Consider the following 23,642-nt stretch of genomic DNA (forward strand, 5'->3'; position numbering starts at 1 on the left):
TTTGGGGTATGAATAGGAGAAATTGCCTGCATTCGATCTCGGCGTTAGGTTTGTTACCTTTTACAACTCCATGGCTGTTGATGGAAGATTCAATAACAAAGCGCGCAATTCCTTCCTCAAACGAAACGATCCCTGTCGTTGGGTTAGGAACATGGCAGACATTTGATGTGGGTGATAATGAAGCTGAGCGCGACCCACTCAAAAAGGTATTGCAGATACTCATTGAGAAAGGTGGAAGCGTGGTAGATAGCTCGCCAATGTATGGCAGCTCGGAAAAAGTAGTCGGTGATCTTTCGACAGAATTAAGATTGAATGACAAATTGTTTATTGCCACTAAAGTTTGGACTACCGGTGAGCAAGCGGGCATTCGCCAGATGACGAATTCATTGTCATTATTGAAAAGAAAATCCATCGACTTAATGCAAATCCATAACCTGATGGATTGGGAAACGCACCTTAAAACGTTGAGAGAATGGAAACAGCAGGGAAAAATACGATACATCGGCATTACGCATTACACCGAAAGCGCATATCCCAATATTGAACGGATTTTAAAAACCACTACTATAGATTTTCTGCAGATCAATTATTCCATGCTGAGCCGGAAAGCTGAAGAAAGATTATTCCCGTTGGCTCAGGAAAAAAAAGTTGCTGTTATTATTAATCAACCGTTCGAAGAAGGCGCCCTTTTTAGTCGCGTCAAAGGAAAAACGTTACCGGTATGGGCTAAAGAGTTTGACTGTAACAGTTGGGGGCAATTCTTTTTAAAGTTTATACTCGCTCAGCCGGCGGTCACATGTGTTATCCCAGGTACGTCCAAGCCTCATCACATGGCAGATAATATTGGTGCTGCTTTTGGAAAACTTCCCACCGAAAGTCACCGAGCTCAAATGCTGAAAATGATTGAGTGACCAGTATTGGCAGCGATGCTTTAGGTATAATTTTTCAATATTGAATTGTGATAAGCCGCCAACCGGTATCTAAAACAAAAAAAGTTACTTTATTCTCCACTTTTATGTATAAATTAATGATGGGATAACGTTCTTCGATCAGGACGACGTCAGGATTTAATAACTTGTGTCCCGTTATGTCGCAGTTTGAAACCTTTATGTCGAGGTTTCAAAACCGTAACTTGTTCTTTCTTGTTAAATATTTAATTTTAGAAAAAGTACACGCATAGCCTATGAATAGAATTTACTAAACTTTCCTATTCATATTTTTCTTTATTCATTCAGTTGCTTCCAGGTTTTGAGCCCCCTGAAATAGCTGTTTATTAGAGCCAAGTGGACTGTAGTTGTACGGTGGACCAGGGTTTAAAAACCCTAAAAGATTGGTATTAGCTCAATTACGCTACAATGAAGAAATTTCTACTCTCAGGAATAGTGCTGTTTTTTGGAAGCCTGATTTCCGTTTCTGCACAAGAAACTAAAGTCACCGGTAAAGTAGTTTCAGCCAAGGACGGCTCCGAACTGCCGGGCGTAAATATTCAAATCAAGGGTACCAGCCAGGGAACCATAACCAACGGTTTGGGCACATTTGAATTGATGGTACGATCTCCCAACGACACGTTAATCTTTTCATTTATCGGATACCTGACTCAACAAACTATTGTCGGCCAGCGGACAACTGTAAACATTCAGTTAGAAACAGATGCAACCGAACTTGAAGAGGTTGTTATTACCGGCTTTCAGGATGTTGAGAAAAAGCTATTCACTGGTTCGTCGGTCAACTTGAAAATGGCCGATCTCCGGATTACTGGAATGACGGATGCCAGTCAGATGCTGGAAGGTCGCGTAGCAGGTGTTACCGTCGATAATGTTTCAGGTACTTTCGGAACGAATCCCAAGATCCGTATTCGCGGAAATACCTCTATCAATGGAGATTCCCAGCCACTCATGGTGGTCGACGGCGTGATCCTTGAAGATTTGAACTCAGTCAGCGCCGACGATATCATAACAGGAAATGCGAACACACTTACTACCTCATCTATTGCGGGTATCAACCCAGACGATATTCAATCTTACCAGGTGCTAAAAGACGCTTCGGCAACTGCCCTTTACGGTACGCGCGCTAAGAATGGTGTTATTGTTATCACGACAAAAAAAGGACGTAGTGGTGCGACCCGTGTAAATTATTCTGGCAATCTCTCTTTTCATTTAAGACCGTCCTATTCGCAATTTGATATCATGAACTCCGTAGATGAGATGTCGGTTTACCGCGAACTGTACGAAAAGGGATTGATCGATATTACCACTTCAGTAAGGGCACAAAATTATGGTTCGCTGGGAAAAATGTTCTCTTTGATTTCTGAACACGAGATTGATTGGGGAGTTAATGGAACATTGAATGAAGAATTTTTAAATCAATATGAAACGGCAAATACCGATTGGTTCGATGTACTTTTTAAGGATTATTCCCTACAACAACAACATTCGGTAAGCCTGACTTCCGGAACTGAGAAGCATAACAGCTATTATTCTTTAAGCTTTCTTAACGATAACGGTCAGACGATTGCGGATAATGTTAAGCGATATGCTGCGACGGCAAAAAACAGTTTTCTCTTTTCTCCTAAGTTATCCTTGGACCTAAAACTCACAGCCAATTACCGTAACCAACGTGTGCCAGGTACGCAAAATCGAGATTTTGATCCTATCACCGGTAGATTTAAAAGAGATTTCGACATCAACCCATTAAGCTATGCGCTGAATACCAGTCGTGCGATAAGGCCTTATGATAGCCGGGGAAATCTCGAATATTTTCGCAGAAACTATGCTCCTTTTAATATCCTGCGTGAGCTGGAATTGAATTACATCAACATTGATGTGGGAGACATCTCCACCCAGGCGGATGTGACTTATAATATTCTTGAAAATTTATCTATAAGGAGTACGATTCAGGGACGTTATGCCACCACGAAACGCGAACATGTGATTCATGAACGTTCGAATCAGGCAGAAGCTTATCGCGCCGATGATACGCAATATATTCAGGATGCAAATACGCTCCTTTATAAAGATCCGAATGATCCCACTGCACCCCCTAAAGTGGTATTGCCTGAAGGTGGTTTTAATAATATTGATGAAGACGAGCTGAAATACTTCTACGTAAGAAATAGTTTGGACTGGTCAACGACCATTAATTCAATTCATAACATCACAGTCCTGGCGGGTCAGGAAATAAAATATACAAATCGCTTAAGCCGAAGAGCGGATGGTATTGGAGTTGTTTATGAAAGTGGAGGAGTTGTACGGACTGATCCTTTGATGATCGATTTCCTAAACCGACAAGGCATCAGCATTTTTGAATTGTCCACTGACCGTGAACGTTTCGCCGGTTTTTTTCTTAACGGAGCGTATTCATTCAATGATAAATATGTCTTCAATGGAACCATACGATATGATGGCTCGAACCGGTTGGGAAAAAGTAACGCGGCAAGATACCTTCCCACATGGAATGTCAGCGCAGCCTGGAACCTGGATAAGGAATCATTCATGAATCTTTCATTTCTGGATTATTTAAAACTCAGGGCCACGTATGGGCTATCTGCTAATCTGGGGCCAAATACCAGTGCACTTTTGAACTTGCGCTCCGATGTCACCCTAAGGCCAAGCGATGCGGAATCATATCTCTACATTCAGGATCTCGAAAATTCAGATTTAACATGGGAGAAGTTAAAGGAATTTAATGTGGGTATCGACTATGGAATTTACAATAGCAACATCACTGGTACCGTCGATGTATACGCGCGGAATTCATACGACCTTATTGGTCTGTTCCAGACCAGTGGTGTTGGAGGAAACGCTTTTAAAAATGGTAATTATGCCGACATGAGATCGGAAGGATTCGAGGTTTCCCTTAATACGGTAAATCTACGGCGGGGAGATTTCAGCTGGATGACGAATTTTAATATCGGATATTCCCGTGATCGTATTACCCGTTTGGAATTTAATCCGCGATTGGGCGATGCCATTGTTCAAGGGGGTGCGGCTGTATTGGGCGGACCACGCCGCGGATTGTTTTCCACTAAATTTGCCGGACTGGACTATCGGGGCATTCCACAATTTTATGATGGCGATGGCGAAATTGTCTATAATTTTGATCTTCAAGATCGTGATAATCTTACCCAAATTTTAAAATATGAGGGCCCTGCTGAACCCAGAGGTGCCGGAGGATTTGGCAACATTTTTAATTACAAGAATTTCTCATTGAATGTTTTTCTTTCCTTTAAGTTCGACTACAAAATCAGGCTCGATGATGCATTCAGACCGACTTATACCGATTTTAATTCCTTGTCCAAGAGTTTTATCAACCGCTGGATGGTTCCTGGCGATGAGAATATTACGAATGTGCCAGTGATTCTTGATCGGCAAATTGCAAATGGTACAAACGCAGATCTTCGATCAGCTTATGATTTGTACAACAAGAGTACTGTGAGAGTAGCTAACGGAGACTACATACGTTTAAAATCTGTTCGCTTGAGTTATACAATTCCTGGCAGGTGGTATCAAAGAATTGGTGCAACCAATGCACAGATCTCTGTAGAAGGACAAAACCTGATGCTCCTTTATTCGGATAAAAAACTAAACGGTCAAGACCCTGAGTTTTTCTCGTCCGGTGGTGTAGCATTACCTCAACCAAGATTAATAACGACGTCAATCATTTTAGGATTTTAATTGTATGAAACGTTATTCCAAAATATACTTCTGCCTGATCACTCTGGTGATTGTTTCAGGATGCGACAAGTACCTTGAAGAAACTCCTGATAATCGTGTTGAACTGAATACACCGCAGAAGGCAGCGCAACTTCTCACCAATGCTTATTCTGGTGCGGGATATTTGTTTACAGAATGGATGAGCGACAATGTCAGTTTTACGCAGGGAACATTTAAGCAACCTGAACATAATCAGTTGTATGAGTGGAAAGAACCAACGTCCATCGAGCAGGATACACCTACAAACTTTTGGACTTCCACTTACGATGCCATCGCACACGCCAATGAGGTGCTAGCCGTAATCGACAATTTAACTGGCGAAAAATCATTGAAGGACGCGGTGAAAGGTGAAGCCTATTTAACCAGGGCTTATGGACATTTTATGCTGGTTAATCTTTTTGCAAAACATTACAATCCGGAAACCGCAAGCCAGGACTTAGGCATTCCTTATGTGCTGGAGCCTGAAACCGAGTTCATAAAAAAATATACCCGCAGCACGGTTGAAGAGGTGTACGATTACATAGAAGATGATATTGAAGAAGGACTCGACCTAGTCGATGCAAGTTACTATGCAGGGTCCGGCAAATATCACTTTACCCCTAATGCAGCGTTGGCATTTGCATCGCGCTTTTATTTGTTTAAAGGTGACTGGGATAATTGCATCAAGTATAGCTCGCAAATGTTAGGAGCCGAGCCCGCTATCTTTATAAAAGATATTGCTACACTGTTGGCTCAAACGCCGAACTCGGATGACTTCATTCGCCAATACACTTCACCAAATGACCCCAGCAACTTATTGATGATCCGGAACGTCACAAACTTTCCTGTAAACGTTGGCCACTGGCCAGATCAGCCTTTGTTCTTTGGGATCTTTAATAACAACCCTATGGATGCAGACGACATTCGGGTTAGCGCAGAATTTCCGTTGTACCAACGCGGAGAAGGTGGTCTGACACAAGGTAAATTTGAGTTTCTGTTTGAACGTTCCAGCTTAACTTCTGATGTAGGACTTTATTACACCATCATTTCTGCCTTCCGGGGGGAAGAAGTTTTACTGAACCGCGCGGAGAGTTATGTATTTAAAAATGAGATCTCACTGGCTTTGGCAGATCTTCAGCTGTACATCAGCCGACGATATGAAGGAAATCCAACCCTCACCCTACAGCAATTGCGGACCTACTACGAATCAAACAACAATCAATTCGTAACCCTATCCTTCATTATTGACGAAAGGAGAAAGGAATTTATGCATGAAGGGCTGCGTTGGTTTGATATCAAAAGGTATCAAATCCCCGTGCGTCACTTTTTGGAGAACGGTACTCCTATACAATTGGAAGGCGATGATAAAAGGCAAGTGTTACAACTGCCACAAACAGCGTTGGACGTAGGCGGTCTTGAAGCAAATCCAAGATGATATCCACTTATGAAAGTTGACATAAAAAATATGAACACGAAGGTTTTTTCACTCTTGCTGGTGGGGATTTTCACCTTGGTAACTTCCTGTTACAAAGATGAAAGCGTTGAGGCGCCAGTAATACAACAAACTGCTTCGGATGACCCGATTGATATTTTTATACAAACAAACTTCATTGAGAAATATGGCATTGCAGTTCGTTATAAATTTGTTGATCGTTATGTGGATCCGAACAAACGGGTTTCGCCACCTCGCCGTGAACTTGTAGAGCCCATGCTTAATTTTTTAACACAATTATGGATCGAGCCGTTTACAGGTGTCCAAAACGGCAGACGGTTCTTTGAAAGACATGTTCCAGCGGAAATTGTATTCATCGGCTCCCCGATTTACAACAACGATGGAACCGTCACATTGGGTACTGCCGACGCTGGTGCACGCATTACGTTGACCGAAGTAAATAATATTGACATCGATAACAAGTTGTGGCTTTTTAGGCAGTTAAATACAATATATCACGAGTTTGCACACATTGTTCATCAGCGATATAACCTTCCTGCAAACTGGCAGGATATTTCACCAGAAGGCTACACGTCGTTGGGGTCATGGTATACATTGAATGATGCACAAGCTATAGAACGGGGATTTGTATCGCCATATGGAACCAGCACTTATAATGAAGACTTTGCTGAGATGGTGGCCTACATATTGTATCATCCCGAGTTTTATGAAACATTCATCAATGATGAGCCCAATTGTACAACGGCAGACTGTGAAGCAAGAAACGAAGGAAGAGCATTGATACGAAGAAAATACACTTCCGTACTTTCTCATTATGAACAGGTTACAGGCGTAGACCTATTAGAAGTTCGGGCAATAATTCAGGATAGAATAAACTAATGAGCAATACTCTTGTGCCTGCGAAAGGCAGGCTTCGAAATTCAACACTTCAACACTTTTATATATGAAAAAGTGGCTATATTTTTTTGGTCTGGCGTGGTTCTCATTGACATCATGTAAAGACGATGAAATTGCGTTATTCGATAAGACAGCAGATGAAAGGGCAGCCGAAGCAATCGCGAATCTCAAGCAGGATCTCGTAGCACCTGCCAACGGATGGCGGGTGAAATACAGACCCGAATCCGAATCCGGTTCCTTTTACTTACTCATGGATTTCAATGAAGACAATACGGTTACCATCAAAAGTGATTTGGGTTTCAACGAGGGTGAATTCTTTGAACAGACCGTTACGTACCGTATAGACAATTCGTTAGGACTTGAATTGATAATTGAAAGTTATTCGTTTTTTAGTTTTTTATTTGAACAGGGCGATGCGACTTACCTCGCCGAGTACGAATTTAATTTTGTCAATAAAACACCGGATGACGCCCTGGTATTTAACAGTAAAACGGATCCCGATACCCCGACCATTCTATTGTTCGAAGAAGCGAATGCCGGCGACGAAGATTTGCTGGCTCAGCAACTGTCAAGCAATCTGAACATCATTGCCGAAGATTTCAAAAAATGGTCTTCGTCTCTGAAAATCACTTATCAAAATAAGGATCTTGTCTTGTACATCGTGGTTGATAATTTTAGAAGAACGGTTGGCTTCAATTCGGCTTCCCGTAAAACCAATCTGGCTGTAACACAGGGTATGAATTTCACCTCTCCGTTCGTCCTAAAAGGTGATTCAATTGTATTTGATGATGCATTTAGCGGAAATGTTTTGGGTAACAACATCACCATAAAAGGGATCAAATTATCAACACTCACAGAAGGCACCATAAATATCTGTGCAGATCCCACAATGGTTCATTCATACGCTGGTATTACGTCAGCTAGCGACCTTGTCGCACTGGAAACAACTATCCAGGACGCGAGTGGAGGCACCTTCGCGCAGGTATCCGATTTCTTTAGCGGACCTCTTGGTTACATTACAACGAACGGTGAATTTATTGGTAATCAAATCGCCGAAGATGTTACAGGAGCTCAAGCGTTGCAACTGTATTATAATTATAATCTTGGCGGTGGGAACGTGTTGTATGGTATTGGATTCTATCTCGCAAATGCAAATGGAGAACCCACCTTTGCGCTGCGGGAATTTACACCTACCCTTACAGGCAATAATTTAGTGTTTGAATTTGCCCCGGAAATAACTGCATTTGGTAATCCAAATCCGGATGCCGATATTAATAACATCAATATCTACCTCAATGCGCTTACGGAAGGTGATAACACCTATGTTTTTAAAATCAATGACAATGTGTTTGAACTCCATAACCCATGCACAGGATTCAGCGCAGTTTTGTTCAATGGAAATCAATAATTAAATCTATAGTCATGCAAAAATTTACGCTTTTAATCTGCTCCCTGTGCGCTGTTGTGGTGCTCGGTATCGGCTTGACGTCCTGTAAGGATGATGAGCCATTTGTAAAACCAAATCTTTCTGTAAGTTCCGAAACCCTATCGGTCAACGAATCTGCCGGGACGATTGAAGTGGAAATTGTTCTCGATAAAGGCGCCCCTGCCGATATCACGATTGAATATAATTTGGGTGGTTCAGCTATATCTCCTGCAGATTACTCCATTGTAGGTAAAGAAGGTGAAATTGAAATTGCACAAGGTCAAACGAGTGCAACCATACAAATTCAAATTGTAAACGATGCGTCGTACGAAGGGAATGAAACTATTGAAGTTTCTTTAGACGATGTCGATAGTGACGATGTCGTGATAACAAATGATGATGAAACCGTTATTACAATTACGGATGACGATCCACAGGTCACAGCGTCGTTTGATGTAACTACGATGACCGTAAACGAGGCTGATGGAATTGTTGAAGTAAGCGTTAAGCTTAGTCAGGCAGCGACTTCCAATACTACATTGCAATATACCCTGTCAGGATCAGCACGCGACAGCGTTACAGCAAGGTCAGCAGACCCCGTTCTTCCAGCCGACTATTCCATTTGGGGTGGCAACTCTGGAACTTTGCAAATTGCAAGTGGCCAGAATTCCGGTGTTATCCGGCTCGGTCTGTATTCGGATTTCATAATAGAGGACGGCAATCCTGATACGGCGCCATGGGACCCTGAGACAATCATCATTACGTTAACGCAGGCAAGTGCCGGCGTGCAAATCGCAGCGGATAAAGACGAAATTCAAATTGGCGTCAATCAGGAGGATGGAAAAGTAATTGCATTGTTTTGGGGAGAGGAAGGTGTAGCGAGTACTGTTGACATGGATTTATTCTTATGGATTGGCGATATCGGTGATGATGTTGCAGACCTTGGCCTGATTGCGCTTTCAGCCTTTGAAGGAACAGAAGCCCCTGAAGTTGTATTTATTCCTGCAAAGATAAACGATGTGAAATTCGGCGTTACATATCTTTACTATGAAGGTGATGTCGATCCATTGGAATTTGAGTCTCATTTTATTGATTTTGCTGATGGAGCAATAGGAGACCGTGAGATTTACAAAAACGACGTGCCGTATACACTTGCAAATATAAACGAGTGGACCACATTTGATGACCTTGTCAACATCGAGCAAACATTTGAAATAGACGCGAACGGTGCTTATACCAATATTTCAACCATATCAACACCAACTACAGGAAGCCGTGCACCGATGTATAAAATTCCGGCCGGAACTGTTAAGTCAAAAGTGAAACAACCAGGCCTTCGGAAGTTTTCAAAGTAATTATACCCCGCGCTAAAAGCTGCCGATGAAAGTCGGCAGCTTTTTTTGTTTATGGAGATGGACGTTATTCATATTTTAAAGTCCGGGTGGGATTTAATAACGCTGTCTTTAAAGATTGCCATCCAACAATGATCACCGTCATACACATGGTGAATAAACCAGGCATTAAGAACATCCACCAGCTCAGCTCAATCCGGTAAGAGAAACCGCTGAGCCAGCTACTGACTAAATAATAAGCTAACGGAATGGCTACGCCAAAAGCAAATAGTGACAACGCCAGATATTCACGGGAGATCATGGCCAGGATGTTATAAACCGACGCTCCAAGCACTTTACGAATGCCAATTTCTTTTGTGCGTTTTGAAACGCTCAAGGAAACTACGCCTATGATACCCGTTAACATAATAATAAACATAAGTACAGTGCCAACAGCAGAAGCTTTTTTTAACTGGAGTTCAGTCTTATACAATCGTTCTAATTGCTCATCCATAAATGCGTAATCAAATGGATCGTCCGGAAATATCTTATTCCAAAGCTTTTCGATACCTGCTACAGTTTCTGACGCGCTACCGGGTTTAATGCGAAATGAAAAAAACCTATAAAAATTGGATTCCTTGGTATGCATCAGGGCCAACGGTTTAACTTGATCCCGTAAGGAGTTAAAATGAAAATCGTTTACAATTCCTTTGATGGTATAAACTATATTATCTGTTCCTGTTATTCTTACTTTATCTCCCACCTGAACGCCCAATGCCTTCTGTGCTTTTTCATTAATCACCAATGTATTAAGTTGAAAAGATTCCTGGTCGGAATAAAAAAAACTTCCCTCCAATAGCTTTATTCCATATACTTTGTAGTAGTCCTCGTCGGTTTTCAGCACGGGCATTGCCACCGCTTTTGCAGGCTCCGACCCATCGGGGTAAATGCCTGCATCTCCCCCTGCATTTCCGTTGGGTACTTCCCACGAAAGGCTTGCTGCTGTTACGTAAGGGGAATTCAAAAATTCTTGTTTTGCTGAACTCATTTGATTGATACCTTCCTCCGTCCAGATCCTTGGTACAGATGAAACGGTGAGTACAAACGATTTGTCGTAACCTAAATCTTTTTTTAAGAAATAGGCGACTTGTTCCGTAATAGCGATCGCTGCAATGAAAATGCAAATCGCTATCAGAAATTGAAGGCCAACAAGAATTTTGGGTAGCGGCAGAACTCGTGTCGTTGATTTTATCCTCCCCTTTAAAGAGTCGATAATTTTATAAGATGACATGAAGAAAGCTGGATATCCGCCGGCAATCAAACCAATTAAGATCAGCAGCAGAATGCTCCATTTCCAAAATCCGCCGTCAAGTTCAGTGATTGACAAAAGTGAAGTTGACAACAAGTCTTCTGCGGTAGGATGCAATAATTCATAAAGAATAATGGATATAAACCCGGCAGCTAATGTTAGCAATACAGATTCACTCAGAAACTGAAACACCAGTTGTCTTTTGATGCCTCCAATCACTTTTCGTACGCCGATTTCTTTCAGCCGGACAAAAGCGCTTCCAACCGAGATATTAACAAAATTGATGATTGCCAATAGCAAAATAAATCCTGCAATGGCGGCCATAATGCCAATCATTTTTTTTGCTGCTCCATTATTCGTGATCAAATAATAATTGTCTAGCCCGGATAATTTCAGTTTTAGATTTGCTTTCACACTATCCGGTGCATGACTTTGAATGGTGGCGTTCATAATATCCTCGGCTTCAGTTTGTGTTACGCCCGGTCCCACCTTTAGATAACTAACCATGTTCATCATCCATCCCTGAGGGTCGGGAAGTCGGAAATCCTGCCAGTTTTGAAGAGAAAGAAATATTTGGGCATCGATGTTAACTAAATCGGAAACAGAATTTCTTTTCAGTGCAGGAACGACCGCCGTTATGATGTATTCCTTTTTATCGGCAGTGCCGCTTGAAAGTATTAAGGACTCTCCAACAACGTCGGCTTTATTAAAGAATTGCAGAGCAATTTTTTCGGTGATTACAACCTTATAAGGTTGAGATAACGCCGAGTTTATATCACCATACAAAACCGGGAAGCCAAACATCGGGACGAAAGTGGAATCACCAATAATACTTTGCACAATGAAGTGTTTATCATCCTTGGAGACTTTGATGTTGCGATCCCAAAACCTGTAATAGTTTTCAATCGCGGGTGCATGCTGATCGCGCATTGTTTTTACAAGATCGGCAGGAGCGAAAAATTTTACACCCGCATCGTCTTGTGCTTGTTCTACAATATAAAGCCTGTCTACATCTTCAAGATTTTGATTAACGCTCATTTCCTGCCATACATAAACACCAATCAGCATCGAAAATGTTAATCCTATTGTAAGTCCAAAAATATTAATGGCTGAATATGCCTTGCGTTTCATGAGATTGCGAAACATTACCTTCACATAATTTTGTAGCATATAAACTTCATTTAGTTCGGATGAAAACTTATTTCGAAAGACAATTTCCGGTCGAAAAAATTTAATAACATTCCATGCAAATCGGCGTCTTGCCTTTTGAATGCTGCACAATCTGAGATCGTTTTCAAATTCTTCCAGCAGGTCACCTTCAATGCTTTCATAAAGATCACCGGGGCAAAACCAACGAAGAAATCTTAATGCGAACCGCGGCGGTCTTATGTTCTTTTCAATTTTATACTGATTATCCATTTGGTAATGCGCTGTGGAAAGATCAAGAACCTGAAAATTTCAATTGAGGAATGAGTTTCCATAAATCCATCCTTGCTTCTTTCATTGCTTTCAGCATTGACAACCCCGCATTTGTTATCGTAAAAATCCGTTTACGCCTTCCTCCCCTTGCATTTGTGGCACCACCCATTTTCGATTTGATGAATCCTTTATCTTCAAGCCTGTAGAGCGTTACATGAACTGCGCTTAGATTGGATTCCCGACCGACGCGTTCTTTGATTTCATTTACAATTGCATTACCATACGCTTCGTCCTGGAGAATTCCTACCATGGTCAAAACTAACTCTTCAAATTCGCCCAAGTATTCTTTGCTCATTTCTATATATTTTGTAAAACAAATATATAAAGCTTTCGTTTATTAGTATATATTTTGTCAAATATATTATTGGTTAGTGACTGATAGGGTTTAGTCCAGTCCTTTCAAAGTCGCGAGCGGCTACGTGTGCGCAATATTAAACCGATCATAAATTTTGTTGACCGTTTTTTTGCTATCAGCTAAAATCAACAGGTGATCCTTAGGTTCAATTTGAGTGGCACCATTTGCCGTGATGTATTTTCCATCGCGATGGATTAACACAATGAGCGCTGATTTCGGCAAATCCAATTCCATTACTGGCTTTCCAATAGCTGGCGAGTTATCCGGAATATCCAATTCGACCAGTTCGGAATTGAAATTTTCCTTAAGCTCGATGTCCAGGGGAAACTTGCGCTTAAGTTTTTCCGGCACACTTACATGAAGCCATTTGGCAACCAACGGAAGCGTGGTTCCCTGCAAGAGCACAGAAGATACCGATATAAAAAACACCAGGTTAAAAATATTATTTGCCACTGGAATACCTGCTATGAGCGGATAAGTTGAAAAGATGATGGGCACGGCTCCACGCAAGCCAACCCAGGAAATAAATAACTTTTTTCTGACGCTGAGATCACGAAAAAATATTAGGGATGTTAATACAGCAACAGGGCGCGCGATAAATATCAGGAACAATGCAATGAGTACTCCTGGACCGAGTACGGGTACCATTTCACTAGGGTATACCAATAGGCCCAGGGTTAAGAACATCACGATTTGCATCAACCATGCCTGGCCGTCGTAAAACCTGATTAAACTTTTCTTGTGTAGGAAATTACTATTTCCCAGAATAATGGCTGCGATATACACAGCAAGAAAGCCGTTTCCCCCAATGAAATCGGTAAATGAAAAAGTAAAGAAAACCAACGCAAGAATCAGCACAGGATATAAACCGTCAATGTCTAGCTTAATGTGATTGATCACCCAGGTCATTGCCTTGCCGAAAGCGTAACCGCATATAGCGCCTAAAATCATTCCCTTGAAAAAACGTGGAATCAACGACACTAGCGAAGCATCTGGATCAGAAATCAAATAGATCATGCTAACGGTAAGGAAATATGCCATCGGGTCGTTACTACCACTTTCAAACTCAAGTGTGGGCCGTAGGCTGCCTTTAAGGCCGATGCTTTTTGAACGAAGAATTGAAAATACCGCAGCGGCATCGGTGGAGGATACTACGGCTCCTAATAATAACCCTTCATAGATCGTATAGCCTAGCAGATAAGATGAAAAAACACCTACTGATATGGCAGTGATCAACACACCAATTGTTGATAATGATATACCCTGCCACAAAATAGGTTTTATACTTTCCCATTTTGTTTCAAGTCCGCCAGAAAAAAGAATAAAAGTGAGCGCAACTACACCAAGAAACTGTGATAGTTTTGGATCATCGAAATAGATGCCGCCAGGTCCCTCCGATCCAGCCAGCATGCCAACAACAAGAAATAATACTAATGTGGGGATACCAAGTTTAAAGGATGTCTTGCTTGCTATTATGCTCAGAAACAATAGCAAAGATCCCAGCAATAAAACATTCTCAGTTGAAACCGCCATATGGAAATTAGAGACCCTAAAGTACTAATTTCCGTGTATGACGTTCTTGCATTGATGAATTAATCGATACAAAATATTTTATGCAAATTCCAATGTCAATGCCCGGCACTCATCGGCACAATTTTGACAATATTGCGCGCAAGCATCCATGTAATTTTTGGCGCATTCACCGGCGCATATCTCACAGATCTCTATACAAAGCTCACATACCTGCGGAATAAACTCACTATTGCTGGATAAAAATCGTGCTGTCAACAAACTGATGGCTGCACAATTTTTCGTTAGTTCTATACAACGAGTAACATTTTGAATATTTTTTTCTTTTAAACATTCGGAGGCGCAATTTTCACAATGCGTAGCACAGGCTAAACACGCTTGGATGGTTGTCTCGTACTTCTCAAAACTCATAGTGGTATTTAAAATTTATTAAAAATCACTTTTTCTTTCTTCTATGTTAACAGCGTTAGAAGTTGAGTTGACTCCTTCCGCCATATATTCTCTTATGAGATTATAACCCGTACCATATTTATAGGCACGGGCTCCCAGAATCACAATAGGTGTGTCTAATAATTTGGGGTTGTGTTTGATAAGCGTTAGCAATTCGGTGGTGTCCATTTTTTTAAGACCTTCTTTGTTTTCAGCAGTGTTGGCCCGATCATCATAGGTCGGATCAATTAAACTTTCAACCGGCAGTTGCATTTTGTCAGCGAGTTGTGCAAGCTGTGTTTCAGTGATTGTTTCTCTGGCCAGATCTAAGGTCTTGACCGCAGTGCGGAGAGATTCAACATAGCCACGAGCTTTTTTATCATCCGGTTTTTCAGAATGATATATCAGTGTCAATTCACGAGGTTGGTTTTCAATCATAGTTGCAATCTTTATTTTGCGAGAAATGCTGTAAACATCCAGTGATGCTTTTCAATTTTTCTGATAAAGCTTTTTATCATGTTTTCTGTGCCGGCATCGTATTGTTCACCGGCTATTTCAACCACTGCTGCCATATATTGAAGCAGTACTCTGTAATCGTTCAACAATTCCCGAACCATTAAATCTGAAGTCAATTGCGTAGACGCCTCTTTAATTTCTGACTCGCGTAAAAATTCCTGCATCGTGCTCAGCGGCGTTTCACCAAAGACGCGAATACGTTCAGCGATCTCATCAATATTTGCAAGTGCCTCGGTGTATTGGGATTCGAATGCTTCATGAAGATCAAAAAAATCGGAACCTTTTACATTCCAATGAAAATTCCTAAGCTTCTGAAAGTGTACGTTATAATTTGCTAATAGAGAATTTAAGGCGTGCGTGATCTTGTCAATTTCCTCGGTAGACCATCCTAGTTTAACAGGTTTTCTTTTTGCCATGCTGGTGTCCAACTGAGTTTGAGGTACGTTTTCAACATGCTTTACATTTGCCATAGATATGTATTTATTGATGTCGACATAAAGTTTTCAAAAAGCATTCCACAGAAGTTCTATGTATAAACGACGTTGATGTAACCCTTGTAGTAGAAAAACTTTCCTTAGCCGTGGAATTAATACACAGGTTCAGGGATAATCGTCTCATCTGCTTGAGTTAACTATGCGTTAGGGTGACACTATTGAATGACCCGATCTGACCAGAAATCCTGCTCCAGTTTTTTTATGCGGAAAATGTATCATGGCATAGTATTTAATATATGTTAATTAATCTTTAACGTATATGAGAAATCTTATTACCATTATTAATCTGAGCATCATCATTTTGATCACGACTATCCTCACACAGTCGGATAAAATCTCTACGAACGACAATTCTCAAGCAAAAGAAAATATACTTCGACCAACAGAATTGAAAGCTGTTGTTAAATCCGATTTTAATAGAAAAAAAATATCCGGAGAAAAACCCGCGGTGGATGAAGCCGTAATCAGTTTTCTAAATGAAATTACAGAAGGAAGATTAATGGATTTAGAGGAAGGTAAAATTGCCAAGCAGAGAAGTACGAAGCGTTCACTTAAAGAATACGGTTCATTGATGGAAGACGACCAGACAGAAATGCTTAAAGAATTGAAAAGAATTGCGCAGAAAAAAAATGTTTCATTACCAGTATCGTTGGGGCCCGAAAAAGCCGATGGACTACATGATCTAAGAGCGCTCCACGGCAAGTCATTTGATAAAAAATTCATCAGGATGATGATCATCGATCACAAGAGAGACGTAAAGATTTTAAAGAATGCAGCCGATTACGGCGATGCCGATATTCAAGTGTTTGCAACAAAGTATCTTCCCGTAGTACAATCCCATCTCGACAAAATCAGGGCGCTTAAAAAAAGTAATTAACGAGGCCTTTGGAAACAAAACAATGCGCATTTATCAGAATGTGGATAGTGGCATCAAAGCCAGATAAAGGGTCGAATTTAAACTCAATAAAACTCGTAGTCGTTACTGCGTTGATTTCGCGTTTACATATTTTTTCAAGGTAGTCGTCCAAATGGCGTATCCTTTTTTGTTTAGGTGTAATCCATCTTCAATAAAAATATCATTCATCACGGTACCGTTTTGATCTAGCATCGGTGTCCAAACATCGGCATAACGTACATTTTTCTTGCTCTGCGTCCACGCATTAAGTTTTGCATTAAAAGTCTCGTATTTCTCTTTTAGCCCCCATCGTTTAAGGCTTGGTTTGGGTGAGATAAAAATAACCTCAGCCTGTGGAAGGTCTTTTCTTATTCGTGTTAAGATCTTATCGGCAGCCAAAAGAATTTGTTCATCGGTTCGGCCTGCACTAATATCGTTGTCACCTTCGTATATGAAAATTTGTTTGGGCTTAAAAGACAAGATAAGTTGATCGGTGAAATAAAGTAGGTCTGCCATTTCTGATCCTCCAAAACCCAAATTCACGATATTGCAGTTTGGAAAAGATGAAGTCAGATCTTTCCACAAACGAATACTGGAACTTCCGGTAAATAAAATCAGATCAGACTTGTTGACAGCCTGATTGAGAGCAACAATGGAATCTACTTCCTTCTTAAACCGATCCGAATTCTGTCCCTGGATTTCATTTACGGTAAGAAATAAAAATAGAAAAACGAAAAGCTGGATAGCGTATGGCAGTTTCATAATCGAAACTTACACAACAATTAGTTTCAAACAATTTTGTTTATATAAACGGTTTCAGTTCAAAGCAACGATTTCGCCATACAAATGCTTTCAGTCATGTTGGTATAAGGTGGATAATTGGGAATCTCTTTGTACTCGGCGCGTTTATAAACGGCAATGGCTTCGGGTTGATTGTTTCCGGTCTCTAATTTTGAATGTGTAAAGCCTTCTTCTCTTCCCCACTGTTCGAGCGCTTGCAAAATCTGTTTGGCAATTCCCCGCCCGCGCATTTTTGGAGAAACGTACATTCGCTTAATCTCGAGAATATGTTCGTCTTCCGTTGGCCTGAATGCGCCACAGCCCACAGGTTCGTTTCCCGTATAAGCCACAACAACACGGACAGTATGATCAACTTTGTTATGGGGCGCAAAATTTTGCTGTGTGTCAGGATATCTTGTCCAAAGCTCTTTATCCAGATCGATTACCAGCATTTGAAAATCCGGATCAGTAACTAAAGTTCGTTTTAAACGGATCATAACTACTCAAATAAATCAGAACTTAAATAACGGTCACCCCGATCGCACACTATAAATACGATGACACCTGAATCGATTTCGCTGGCAATCTTCATCGCAGCGCTTAATGCGCCGCCGCTGCTCATACCTGCTAAAATACCTTCTTCTTTCGCCAGCCGTTTGGTATAGGTTCGGGCATCTGCTTCACTTACATCCATCGTACGATCTACGCGCCTTGCATCAAAAATTTTAGGCAAAAACTCCTTTGACCACCGCCTGATACCGGGAATGCATGAGCCGTCCGTGGGTTGCGTACCCACAATTTGTACAGCGGGGTTTTGTTCTTTTAAGAAACGAGATACGCCCATAATGGTACCCGTAGTGCCCATTGCCGAAACGAAGTGTGTGATCTTACCGTTGGTATCTCGCCAGATCTCAGGACCCGTTGTTTTATAATGCATCGCATAATTATCCGCATTGGCAAATTGATCAAGCATGTAGTAACCTTCTTTGCGTGCCATTTCTTCAGCAAGTTCACGTGAGTACTCTATCGTTTTGGATGCTGGAGTCAAAATCACCTTTGCCCCATACGCCTCCATGGCTAGTACACGTTCTCGCGTTGAATTATCCGGCATGATAAGGGTCATATCCAATCCTTTCAAACGGGCAATCATGGCCAATGCAATACCTGTATTGCCGCTTGTTGCCTCGACAAGCTTATCACCAGGCTTAATAGCTTTCCGATCCAGAGCAGCCGTAATCATACCATATGCAGCGCGGTCTTTCACACTTCCGCCGGGGTTATTGCCTTCGAGCTTGCCATAAATAGTAACTCGTTTATTCACTGGAATGTGTTCTAATTCAACGAGTGGTGTATTGCCGATTAATTCAGATAAGGTCATGCGTTGAAGATACTTAAAAGATGATCTCTAGGTGGAAGGATTTATATTTCAGATCTAAAAATAACAAGGTCCGTTTCATTGGTATCTCCATTATACATTTTTGCCTGATAGTAAATTTTTGAATCAGCAGGTACACTTCGCGTAAGCCATACGTTCCCTCCTATCACACTATTTTTACCAATTACCGTGTTGCCTCCCAGAATCGTCGCGCCGGCGTATATCACCACATTGTCCTCAATTGTAGGATGACGTTTCTTTTCAGCATCTTCTTTGTTTACACTTAAAGCTCCCAGGGTAACACCTTGATAAATTTTCACATGACTGCCGATGACGGACGTTTCACCGATAACTACCCCGGTGCCATGATCGATACAAAAATGCTCGCCGATTTTTGCCCCTGGGTGAATATCTATACCGGTCTTGCTGTGCGCATGTTCTGTTATTATCCTGGGAATACCTTGAATGCCTGAATCGTGAAGCTGATGTGCAATGCGATATGCAGCGATGGCGTAAAATCCAGGATAGGTACGTATCACTTCACCCCGGCTTTTTGCTGCGGGATCTCCTTCATACATGGCCGTCACATCGTTCTCCAATTTTTCGCAGATGACTGGCAACGTGTCAAAAAAATGCTGGGCAATGTCGGTGGGATTACCGCTACTCCTTGTCGGATTATGGCGAAGTATTCTTTCCAGTTCTTTTTGAAGCCGATCCATCAATTGAAAAAATTCCTCTTCGGAGAGCGAAGCCAGTTGTGTAAAATCGGCAAAAAGCGCTCCCAATAGCTCTACATAAAAGTTAGAAACCTCCGTCGGCGCGGGACATGTAGGGCAAGCTTGGTGCGATTGATATAATTTCTTTAAAAATTCTTTGTCCATACTATAAATTGAGATGCTTCACCGTTAGGTTCATTTGTAAAGGAAATAATAAAAATCGGAATTTAATGACGGTTATTGGACAAACGGATAATTGTTGGTTGGGGTTGTACGAACGTTAAATGGATCTCAGCTTTGTCTCTAGTGAATTCCTTTGGGAAGTGGCCTAAATGGATCAATATAGCTACGATATTGTGACCTCTTTCTTATCATCCAAACCATTTTTGAAAACATTCTGATCTCGACAGCTATATTAAACCAGAATTAGTCAATCGATTTATGCCCGAATTAGGAAATAATTCTTCTCAAATTGTTGTTCCATTTGCAGCCATTTATGATTGGCTTATTCGCTAACTGGATAGGTTTGGATACGTTCCAAAATTGTCGCTAGAGGAATGAATATTGATCATTTTAAGCATGAATTAATTTGTTATTGATAACACACGAGGTGACGTTTTTTTTGTGATTTATCTAATAATATCGCCGGATGAAAGTCTTTTGTCTTTGCAATTCTGATACATGCGCAATACGCATAGCCCCAGCGGGGCGACATATCAGTAGCGGCGGGTGAAGCCCGCCGTGTTAATGACCAATGTGCCGCCGCGCCACAGAGAACCTCAATCGATCCTCACATTTCTTGGCGCGGAATAGATGCTTTTTAATCTTGTTCGAGGTCGCAAAAGTCTGGGCAATTTAAATACTCATCAAGTCTAGAGTATATAGAATGAGTACTGCTTAAGGGGCTGCGCCGAGGTTCGGGATGTTTCGCGAGAATGTTTGCGCTTTAAAGACAGTTTGGTAGGCGCTCAACAAATCGGATCGAGAGAGGGGTGCTATGATGTATCAAAATTGATGAGGTGGCGTTGAGTTGGCACCGGTATTATTAAAACACGATCAAAAAATAGTTCGGACGCTAACGTGAACAGGGTGAGCAGTCCTTTGCTCGCATGCGTCCAAATTCCGGATGTTTCGCGAGAATGTTTGGCGCTTTGAAGACAGTTTGGTAGGCGCTCAACAAATCGGATCGAGAGAAAAGTGCTGGCGTATCCAGGAACAACTCCATTCCCACTTTATCATTCGCTCCGTAAACTATTCACTGGATTCTTCAACGCAACCTTAAGAATCTGTAAGCTGATCGTCATCACTCCGATAACCAAAACCAAAATCACGGGAATTACAAATAGCCACCAGTACAGCGTAATCTTATATGCATAACTTTCCAACCAACGTTTCAGTCCAAGATAAGCCAACGGCAAGGCCACAGCATTAGCTATTAATATCAGCTTCATAAAATCGTTCGTAAATAGAGCAATAATATTTGAAGCAGTCGCTCCCATCACTTTTCGGATACCAATCTCTTTCGTTCGCTTTAAAATTGAATACGAGGTTAACCCAAACAGACCTAAGCAACCAATAAATATGGTAAGTCCCGAGAACAAGCTGACGATGTCACGAAACTTGCGGTCATATTGATATTGCTGGTCAAAATATTCATCCAGGAAAAAATAATTGAATGGAGTATCAGGAAAGTAATTGTTCCATGTAATCCGGGCTTGTTCTATAGCATCCGTTGCATTTCTACCTTGATAATGAATAGCAAAATAATCGAGGGCCCTGGGTTGAAGAATAAAGTAAATCGGCTGGACATTTTCCTTCACCGAAAGTTGATGAAATGAATTTACCACGCCAATAATTTCATAATCTGCACCCCAATAAGTTGAGATGTGCTTATGAATTGCTTCTTGTGGTGTTTTGAAACCAAGTAATTTTGTTGCAGCCTCATTAATCAGAACAGCGCGTTTGCCTTCGTTGCCACGGTCCGATAGAAAATCGTGCGAGAAATTTCGGCCTGCCAATATCTTAACTTGTAATGTTGAAAGAAAATCGTAGTCCACGCCCATGGCAATAAGCCGATAAGCCTTCTGAGGATCGATAGATTCAGCCCTGAATTCAGTTCCCCAGTTGGGTAGCTGACCCGGTATATGTGATAATGAAGTTGCATTAAGAAATCCAGCCTGCGCACGAATTCCTTCTTTAAAAAGATTAGCCTTGTTTGAATACGTTGAATCAATTGTAAATCCCCCTTCCGAATCCGACCAAGTTTCTTTGTCGAAGTTCATTGCCTTGATGATCATTACCTGGTTAATGTTGATGCCCAATTCCTTATCGCGCATAAAGGATAACTGTTGATAGGCAACCAATGTCGTAATGATCAAACTGATCGCGGCAGCAAACTGAAATACAACCAATATTTTTCGCAAAGCAAAACGGCTTGTATTCAAATTTCCTTTCAGTGCCCGCACCGGGTAATAAGAAGCAATCACAAACGCAGGATATAAACCCGACATCAACGCACTGACCAGAACAAAAACGAGCAGACCTATTAACATTGTATTATCATACAGAACGCCGTAAGTCAGCGGGACACCGGAGAAGCTAGCGAACGATGGCAATAACATGTGTACCGAAACAACCGCGAGCGAAACAGAAAGCACATTAAAAAGTAACGACTCTGTTAAGACCTGTAAAACCAAACTAAACCTGGTTGCACCAACCACCTTACGAACCCCGATAGACTTTATCTTTTCTTCCGACATTGCCGTGGATAGATTAATATAATTCACCCACGCCATGATAAGAATGATAATTGCAAGCATGATCAATGCGTATACCAGCGAACTGCTTCCGTTCGTTTCCAATTCCTCTTGAAGGTGTGAGTACAAATGAATGTTCCCAAGCGGTCGAAGTTCGAACGTGCTGATTTGTCCGTAGTCGTCTTTGTTATTCTTAAGACCGTTTTTTGAAAGCGCTAGTTGAGCGAGTTTATTTTCAAGCTCCCCACGAAGCGTAATGTCTGCTAACAAAACATAAGTCTGACCGCCCCAATCCCAGAATCCTACATCATTGTTCCAAAAGTTTTTTGTTCTTGGGTCAGAGCGGGTAAGGATGTCAAATTTGATGTGTGAATTCGATGGGACATCCTTTAAAACGCCGGTAATTTTATAATGCTGAGTTTCCTCACCGTTATACACCTGGAAGGATTTTCCAATCGCATCGCCCGAAAAATAATTATTTGAGAATGTTTCTGATATAAGGGCAGTATATGGGTCTTGTAAAACAACCTCTGAATTTCCCTGTAACAATGGGAATGAGAAGACTTTAAAAAAGATGCTGTCGACATCAAACGCTTTAAAATTTTCAAGAGGAACCAGCTTATTATTTTTGTCTTGATAGTGTATGAAAGTTCTGTCTGAATTGAATCCGCGAACAGTTGTGGCCGCTTTAATTTCAGGATAGTCAGTATTTAATGCTTTGCTAATGCCGTCGTATGTGTTTGTTTCGTGAACAATAACCTCATTTTGCAACGTGACTTTAGTAGCAACCCGATAGATGTTCTCCGCGTTTCTGTGAAAATCATCGTAACTAAATTCAAACCGTACATACTGCAGAATTAAAATACAAGCCACCATGCTTACGGATAGTCCGAGCACATTAATTGTTGAAAACATTTTGTAACGAACCAAGCCTCGGGCCGCTAGCTTAAAATAGCTCCATATCATATGCAGTTGAATAAGTTCGAACGAAAATTTATTTCTCAACACAATTCCAGGCCGGAGGAATCTTATAGTATTCCATAACAATTTTTTCTTCGCCCGCCGCTGACCAAGATTTTTTACATCCCGATTAAACTTCTGAATGAGATCGCCTTCGATTTCTTCGTACAAATGTTCAGGGCAAATCCTTCGAAGGAATTGTAATGGCCATTTCGGTGGACCTATATTTTTTTTACCCACTGCCATACGA

At 41.3% G+C, this 23,642-nt stretch carries 17 protein-coding genes; 7 read left to right on the forward strand and 10 right to left on the reverse strand.

Translation table 11 applies throughout. From position 1 onward, the window contains the following. Nucleotides 1–8: 8 nt before the first annotated feature. The 6 genes from P2W71_RS16485 to P2W71_RS16510 all read left to right on the forward strand — a co-directional run bounded on the left by P2W71_RS16485 (nt 9) and on the right by P2W71_RS16510 (nt 9,822). The gene (locus tag P2W71_RS16485; RefSeq protein WP_276372387.1) at nt 9–911 is read left to right on the forward strand and encodes an aldo/keto reductase; all 903 of its coding nucleotides are present in this window, start codon (nt 9–11) and stop codon (nt 909–911) included. Nucleotides 912–1,355: 444 nt separating this feature from the next. Then, nucleotides 1,356–4,673, forward strand: coding sequence for a SusC/RagA family TonB-linked outer membrane protein (locus P2W71_RS16490; protein WP_276372388.1), 3,318 nt, complete (start codon nt 1,356–1,358; stop codon nt 4,671–4,673). Between the two features lie 4 nt (nt 4,674–4,677). Further along, nucleotides 4,678–6,126, forward strand: coding sequence for a RagB/SusD family nutrient uptake outer membrane protein (locus P2W71_RS16495; RefSeq protein ID WP_276372389.1), 1,449 nt, complete (start codon nt 4,678–4,680; stop codon nt 6,124–6,126). 30 nt (nt 6,127–6,156) lie between these two features. Continuing rightward, the gene (locus P2W71_RS16500) at nt 6,157–7,023 is read left to right on the forward strand and encodes a substrate import-associated zinc metallohydrolase lipoprotein (RefSeq protein WP_276372390.1); all 867 of its coding nucleotides are present in this window, start codon (nt 6,157–6,159) and stop codon (nt 7,021–7,023) included. Between the two features lie 64 nt (nt 7,024–7,087). After that, entirely contained in the window at nt 7,088–8,449 is a 1,362-nt protein-coding gene (locus tag P2W71_RS16505; protein ID WP_276372391.1) for a DUF4302 domain-containing protein, read from the forward strand. A 14-nt stretch (nt 8,450–8,463) separates the two neighbouring features. Continuing rightward, on the forward strand, nt 8,464–9,822 hold the full coding sequence (locus P2W71_RS16510) for a Calx-beta domain-containing protein (protein ID WP_276372392.1): 1,359 nt from the start codon (nt 8,464–8,466) through the stop codon (nt 9,820–9,822). 64 nt (nt 9,823–9,886) lie between these two features. Here the strand turns inward: P2W71_RS16510 and P2W71_RS16515 are convergent, their stop codons facing one another. From P2W71_RS16515 to P2W71_RS16535, 5 genes are all read right to left on the reverse strand, one after another. Then, nucleotides 9,887–12,526, reverse strand: coding sequence for an ABC transporter permease (locus tag P2W71_RS16515; RefSeq protein WP_276372393.1), 2,640 nt, complete (start codon nt 12,524–12,526; stop codon nt 9,887–9,889). Between the two features lie 22 nt (nt 12,527–12,548). Further along, on the reverse strand, nt 12,549–12,881 hold the full coding sequence (locus P2W71_RS16520) for a PadR family transcriptional regulator (RefSeq protein ID WP_276372394.1): 333 nt from the start codon (nt 12,879–12,881) through the stop codon (nt 12,549–12,551). A 120-nt stretch (nt 12,882–13,001) separates the two neighbouring features. After that, nucleotides 13,002–14,474 carry a potassium/proton antiporter gene (locus tag P2W71_RS16525; protein ID WP_276372396.1) on the reverse strand — a complete coding sequence of 491 codons (1,473 nt, stop codon included), beginning with the start codon at nt 14,472–14,474 and terminating at the stop codon, nt 13,002–13,004. A 426-nt stretch (nt 14,475–14,900) separates the two neighbouring features. Beyond that, on the reverse strand, nt 14,901–15,338 hold the full coding sequence (locus P2W71_RS16530; RefSeq protein WP_276372397.1) for a hypothetical protein: 438 nt from the start codon (nt 15,336–15,338) through the stop codon (nt 14,901–14,903). A gap of 11 nt (nt 15,339–15,349) precedes the next feature. Further along, nucleotides 15,350–15,886 (reverse strand): DNA starvation/stationary phase protection protein, encoded by a 537-nt coding sequence (locus P2W71_RS16535; RefSeq protein ID WP_276372398.1) that lies wholly within the window; start codon nt 15,884–15,886, stop codon nt 15,350–15,352. A 283-nt stretch (nt 15,887–16,169) separates the two neighbouring features. On the opposite strand from P2W71_RS16535, the gene P2W71_RS16540 reads away from it, so the two are divergent. Next, nucleotides 16,170–16,787 carry a DUF4142 domain-containing protein gene (locus tag P2W71_RS16540; RefSeq protein WP_276372399.1) on the forward strand — a complete coding sequence of 206 codons (618 nt, stop codon included), beginning with the start codon at nt 16,170–16,172 and terminating at the stop codon, nt 16,785–16,787. Between the two features lie 102 nt (nt 16,788–16,889). Here P2W71_RS16540 and P2W71_RS16545 read toward each other — a convergent pair whose 3' ends face one another. The 5 genes from P2W71_RS16545 to P2W71_RS16565 form a co-directional block, all read right to left on the reverse strand. Next, nucleotides 16,890–17,567 carry an SGNH/GDSL hydrolase family protein gene (locus tag P2W71_RS16545; RefSeq protein ID WP_276372400.1) on the reverse strand — a complete coding sequence of 226 codons (678 nt, stop codon included), beginning with the start codon at nt 17,565–17,567 and terminating at the stop codon, nt 16,890–16,892. A 59-nt stretch (nt 17,568–17,626) separates the two neighbouring features. Further along, nucleotides 17,627–18,082: a GNAT family N-acetyltransferase gene (locus P2W71_RS16550; RefSeq protein ID WP_276372401.1), complete on the reverse strand. Its 456-nt coding sequence runs from the start codon at nt 18,080–18,082 to the stop codon at nt 17,627–17,629. A gap of 2 nt (nt 18,083–18,084) precedes the next feature. Then, on the reverse strand, nt 18,085–18,963 hold the full coding sequence (gene cysM, locus P2W71_RS16555) for a cysteine synthase CysM (protein ID WP_276372402.1): 879 nt from the start codon (nt 18,961–18,963) through the stop codon (nt 18,085–18,087). 41 nt (nt 18,964–19,004) lie between these two features. After that, a complete protein-coding gene (locus P2W71_RS16560; RefSeq protein ID WP_276372403.1) occupies nt 19,005–19,841 on the reverse strand; it encodes a serine acetyltransferase in 837 nt (278 codons plus the stop codon). A gap of 1,070 nt (nt 19,842–20,911) precedes the next feature. Beyond that, nucleotides 20,912–23,638, reverse strand: coding sequence for an ABC transporter permease (locus tag P2W71_RS16565; protein ID WP_276372404.1), 2,727 nt, complete (start codon nt 23,636–23,638; stop codon nt 20,912–20,914). Between the last annotated feature and the right edge of the window lie 4 nt (nt 23,639–23,642).

The sequence above is a fragment of the Chryseolinea sp. H1M3-3 genome (assembly GCF_029360725.1).
GTDB lineage: Bacteria > Bacteroidota > Bacteroidia > Cytophagales > Cyclobacteriaceae > Chryseolinea.

Excerpts from the sequence above, each read along its gene's own strand:
- P2W71_RS16515 (WP_276372393.1), bottom strand. The coding sequence starts at position 12,526 with ATGGATAATCAGTATAAAATTGAAAAGAACATAAGACCGCCGCGGTTC.
- P2W71_RS16535 (WP_276372398.1), bottom strand. The coding sequence starts at position 15,886 with ATGGCAAATGTAAAGCATGTTGAAAACGTACCTCAAACTCAGTTGGAC.
- P2W71_RS16530 (WP_276372397.1), bottom strand. The coding sequence starts at position 15,338 with ATGATTGAAAACCAACCTCGTGAATTGACACTGATATATCATTCTGAA.
- cysM (WP_276372402.1), bottom strand. The coding sequence starts at position 18,963 with ATGACCTTATCTGAATTAATCGGCAATACACCACTCGTTGAATTAGAA.
- P2W71_RS16550 (WP_276372401.1), bottom strand. The coding sequence starts at position 18,082 with ATGATCCGTTTAAAACGAACTTTAGTTACTGATCCGGATTTTCAAATG.
- P2W71_RS16505 (WP_276372391.1), top strand. The coding sequence starts at position 7,088 with ATGAAAAAGTGGCTATATTTTTTTGGTCTGGCGTGGTTCTCATTGACA.
- P2W71_RS16495 (WP_276372389.1), top strand. The coding sequence starts at position 4,678 with ATGAAACGTTATTCCAAAATATACTTCTGCCTGATCACTCTGGTGATT.
- P2W71_RS16500 (WP_276372390.1), top strand. The coding sequence starts at position 6,157 with ATGAACACGAAGGTTTTTTCACTCTTGCTGGTGGGGATTTTCACCTTG.
- P2W71_RS16545 (WP_276372400.1), bottom strand. The coding sequence starts at position 17,567 with ATGAAACTGCCATACGCTATCCAGCTTTTCGTTTTTCTATTTTTATTT.
- P2W71_RS16490 (WP_276372388.1), top strand. The coding sequence starts at position 1,356 with ATGAAGAAATTTCTACTCTCAGGAATAGTGCTGTTTTTTGGAAGCCTG.
- P2W71_RS16525 (WP_276372396.1), bottom strand. The coding sequence starts at position 14,474 with ATGGCGGTTTCAACTGAGAATGTTTTATTGCTGGGATCTTTGCTATTG.
- P2W71_RS16510 (WP_276372392.1), top strand. The coding sequence starts at position 8,464 with ATGCAAAAATTTACGCTTTTAATCTGCTCCCTGTGCGCTGTTGTGGTG.
- P2W71_RS16520 (WP_276372394.1), bottom strand. The coding sequence starts at position 12,881 with ATGAGCAAAGAATACTTGGGCGAATTTGAAGAGTTAGTTTTGACCATG.
- P2W71_RS16560 (WP_276372403.1), bottom strand. The coding sequence starts at position 19,841 with ATGGACAAAGAATTTTTAAAGAAATTATATCAATCGCACCAAGCTTGC.
- P2W71_RS16565 (WP_276372404.1), bottom strand. The coding sequence starts at position 23,638 with ATGGCAGTGGGTAAAAAAAATATAGGTCCACCGAAATGGCCATTACAA.
- P2W71_RS16485 (WP_276372387.1), top strand. The coding sequence starts at position 9 with ATGAATAGGAGAAATTGCCTGCATTCGATCTCGGCGTTAGGTTTGTTA.
- P2W71_RS16540 (WP_276372399.1), top strand. The coding sequence starts at position 16,170 with ATGAGAAATCTTATTACCATTATTAATCTGAGCATCATCATTTTGATC.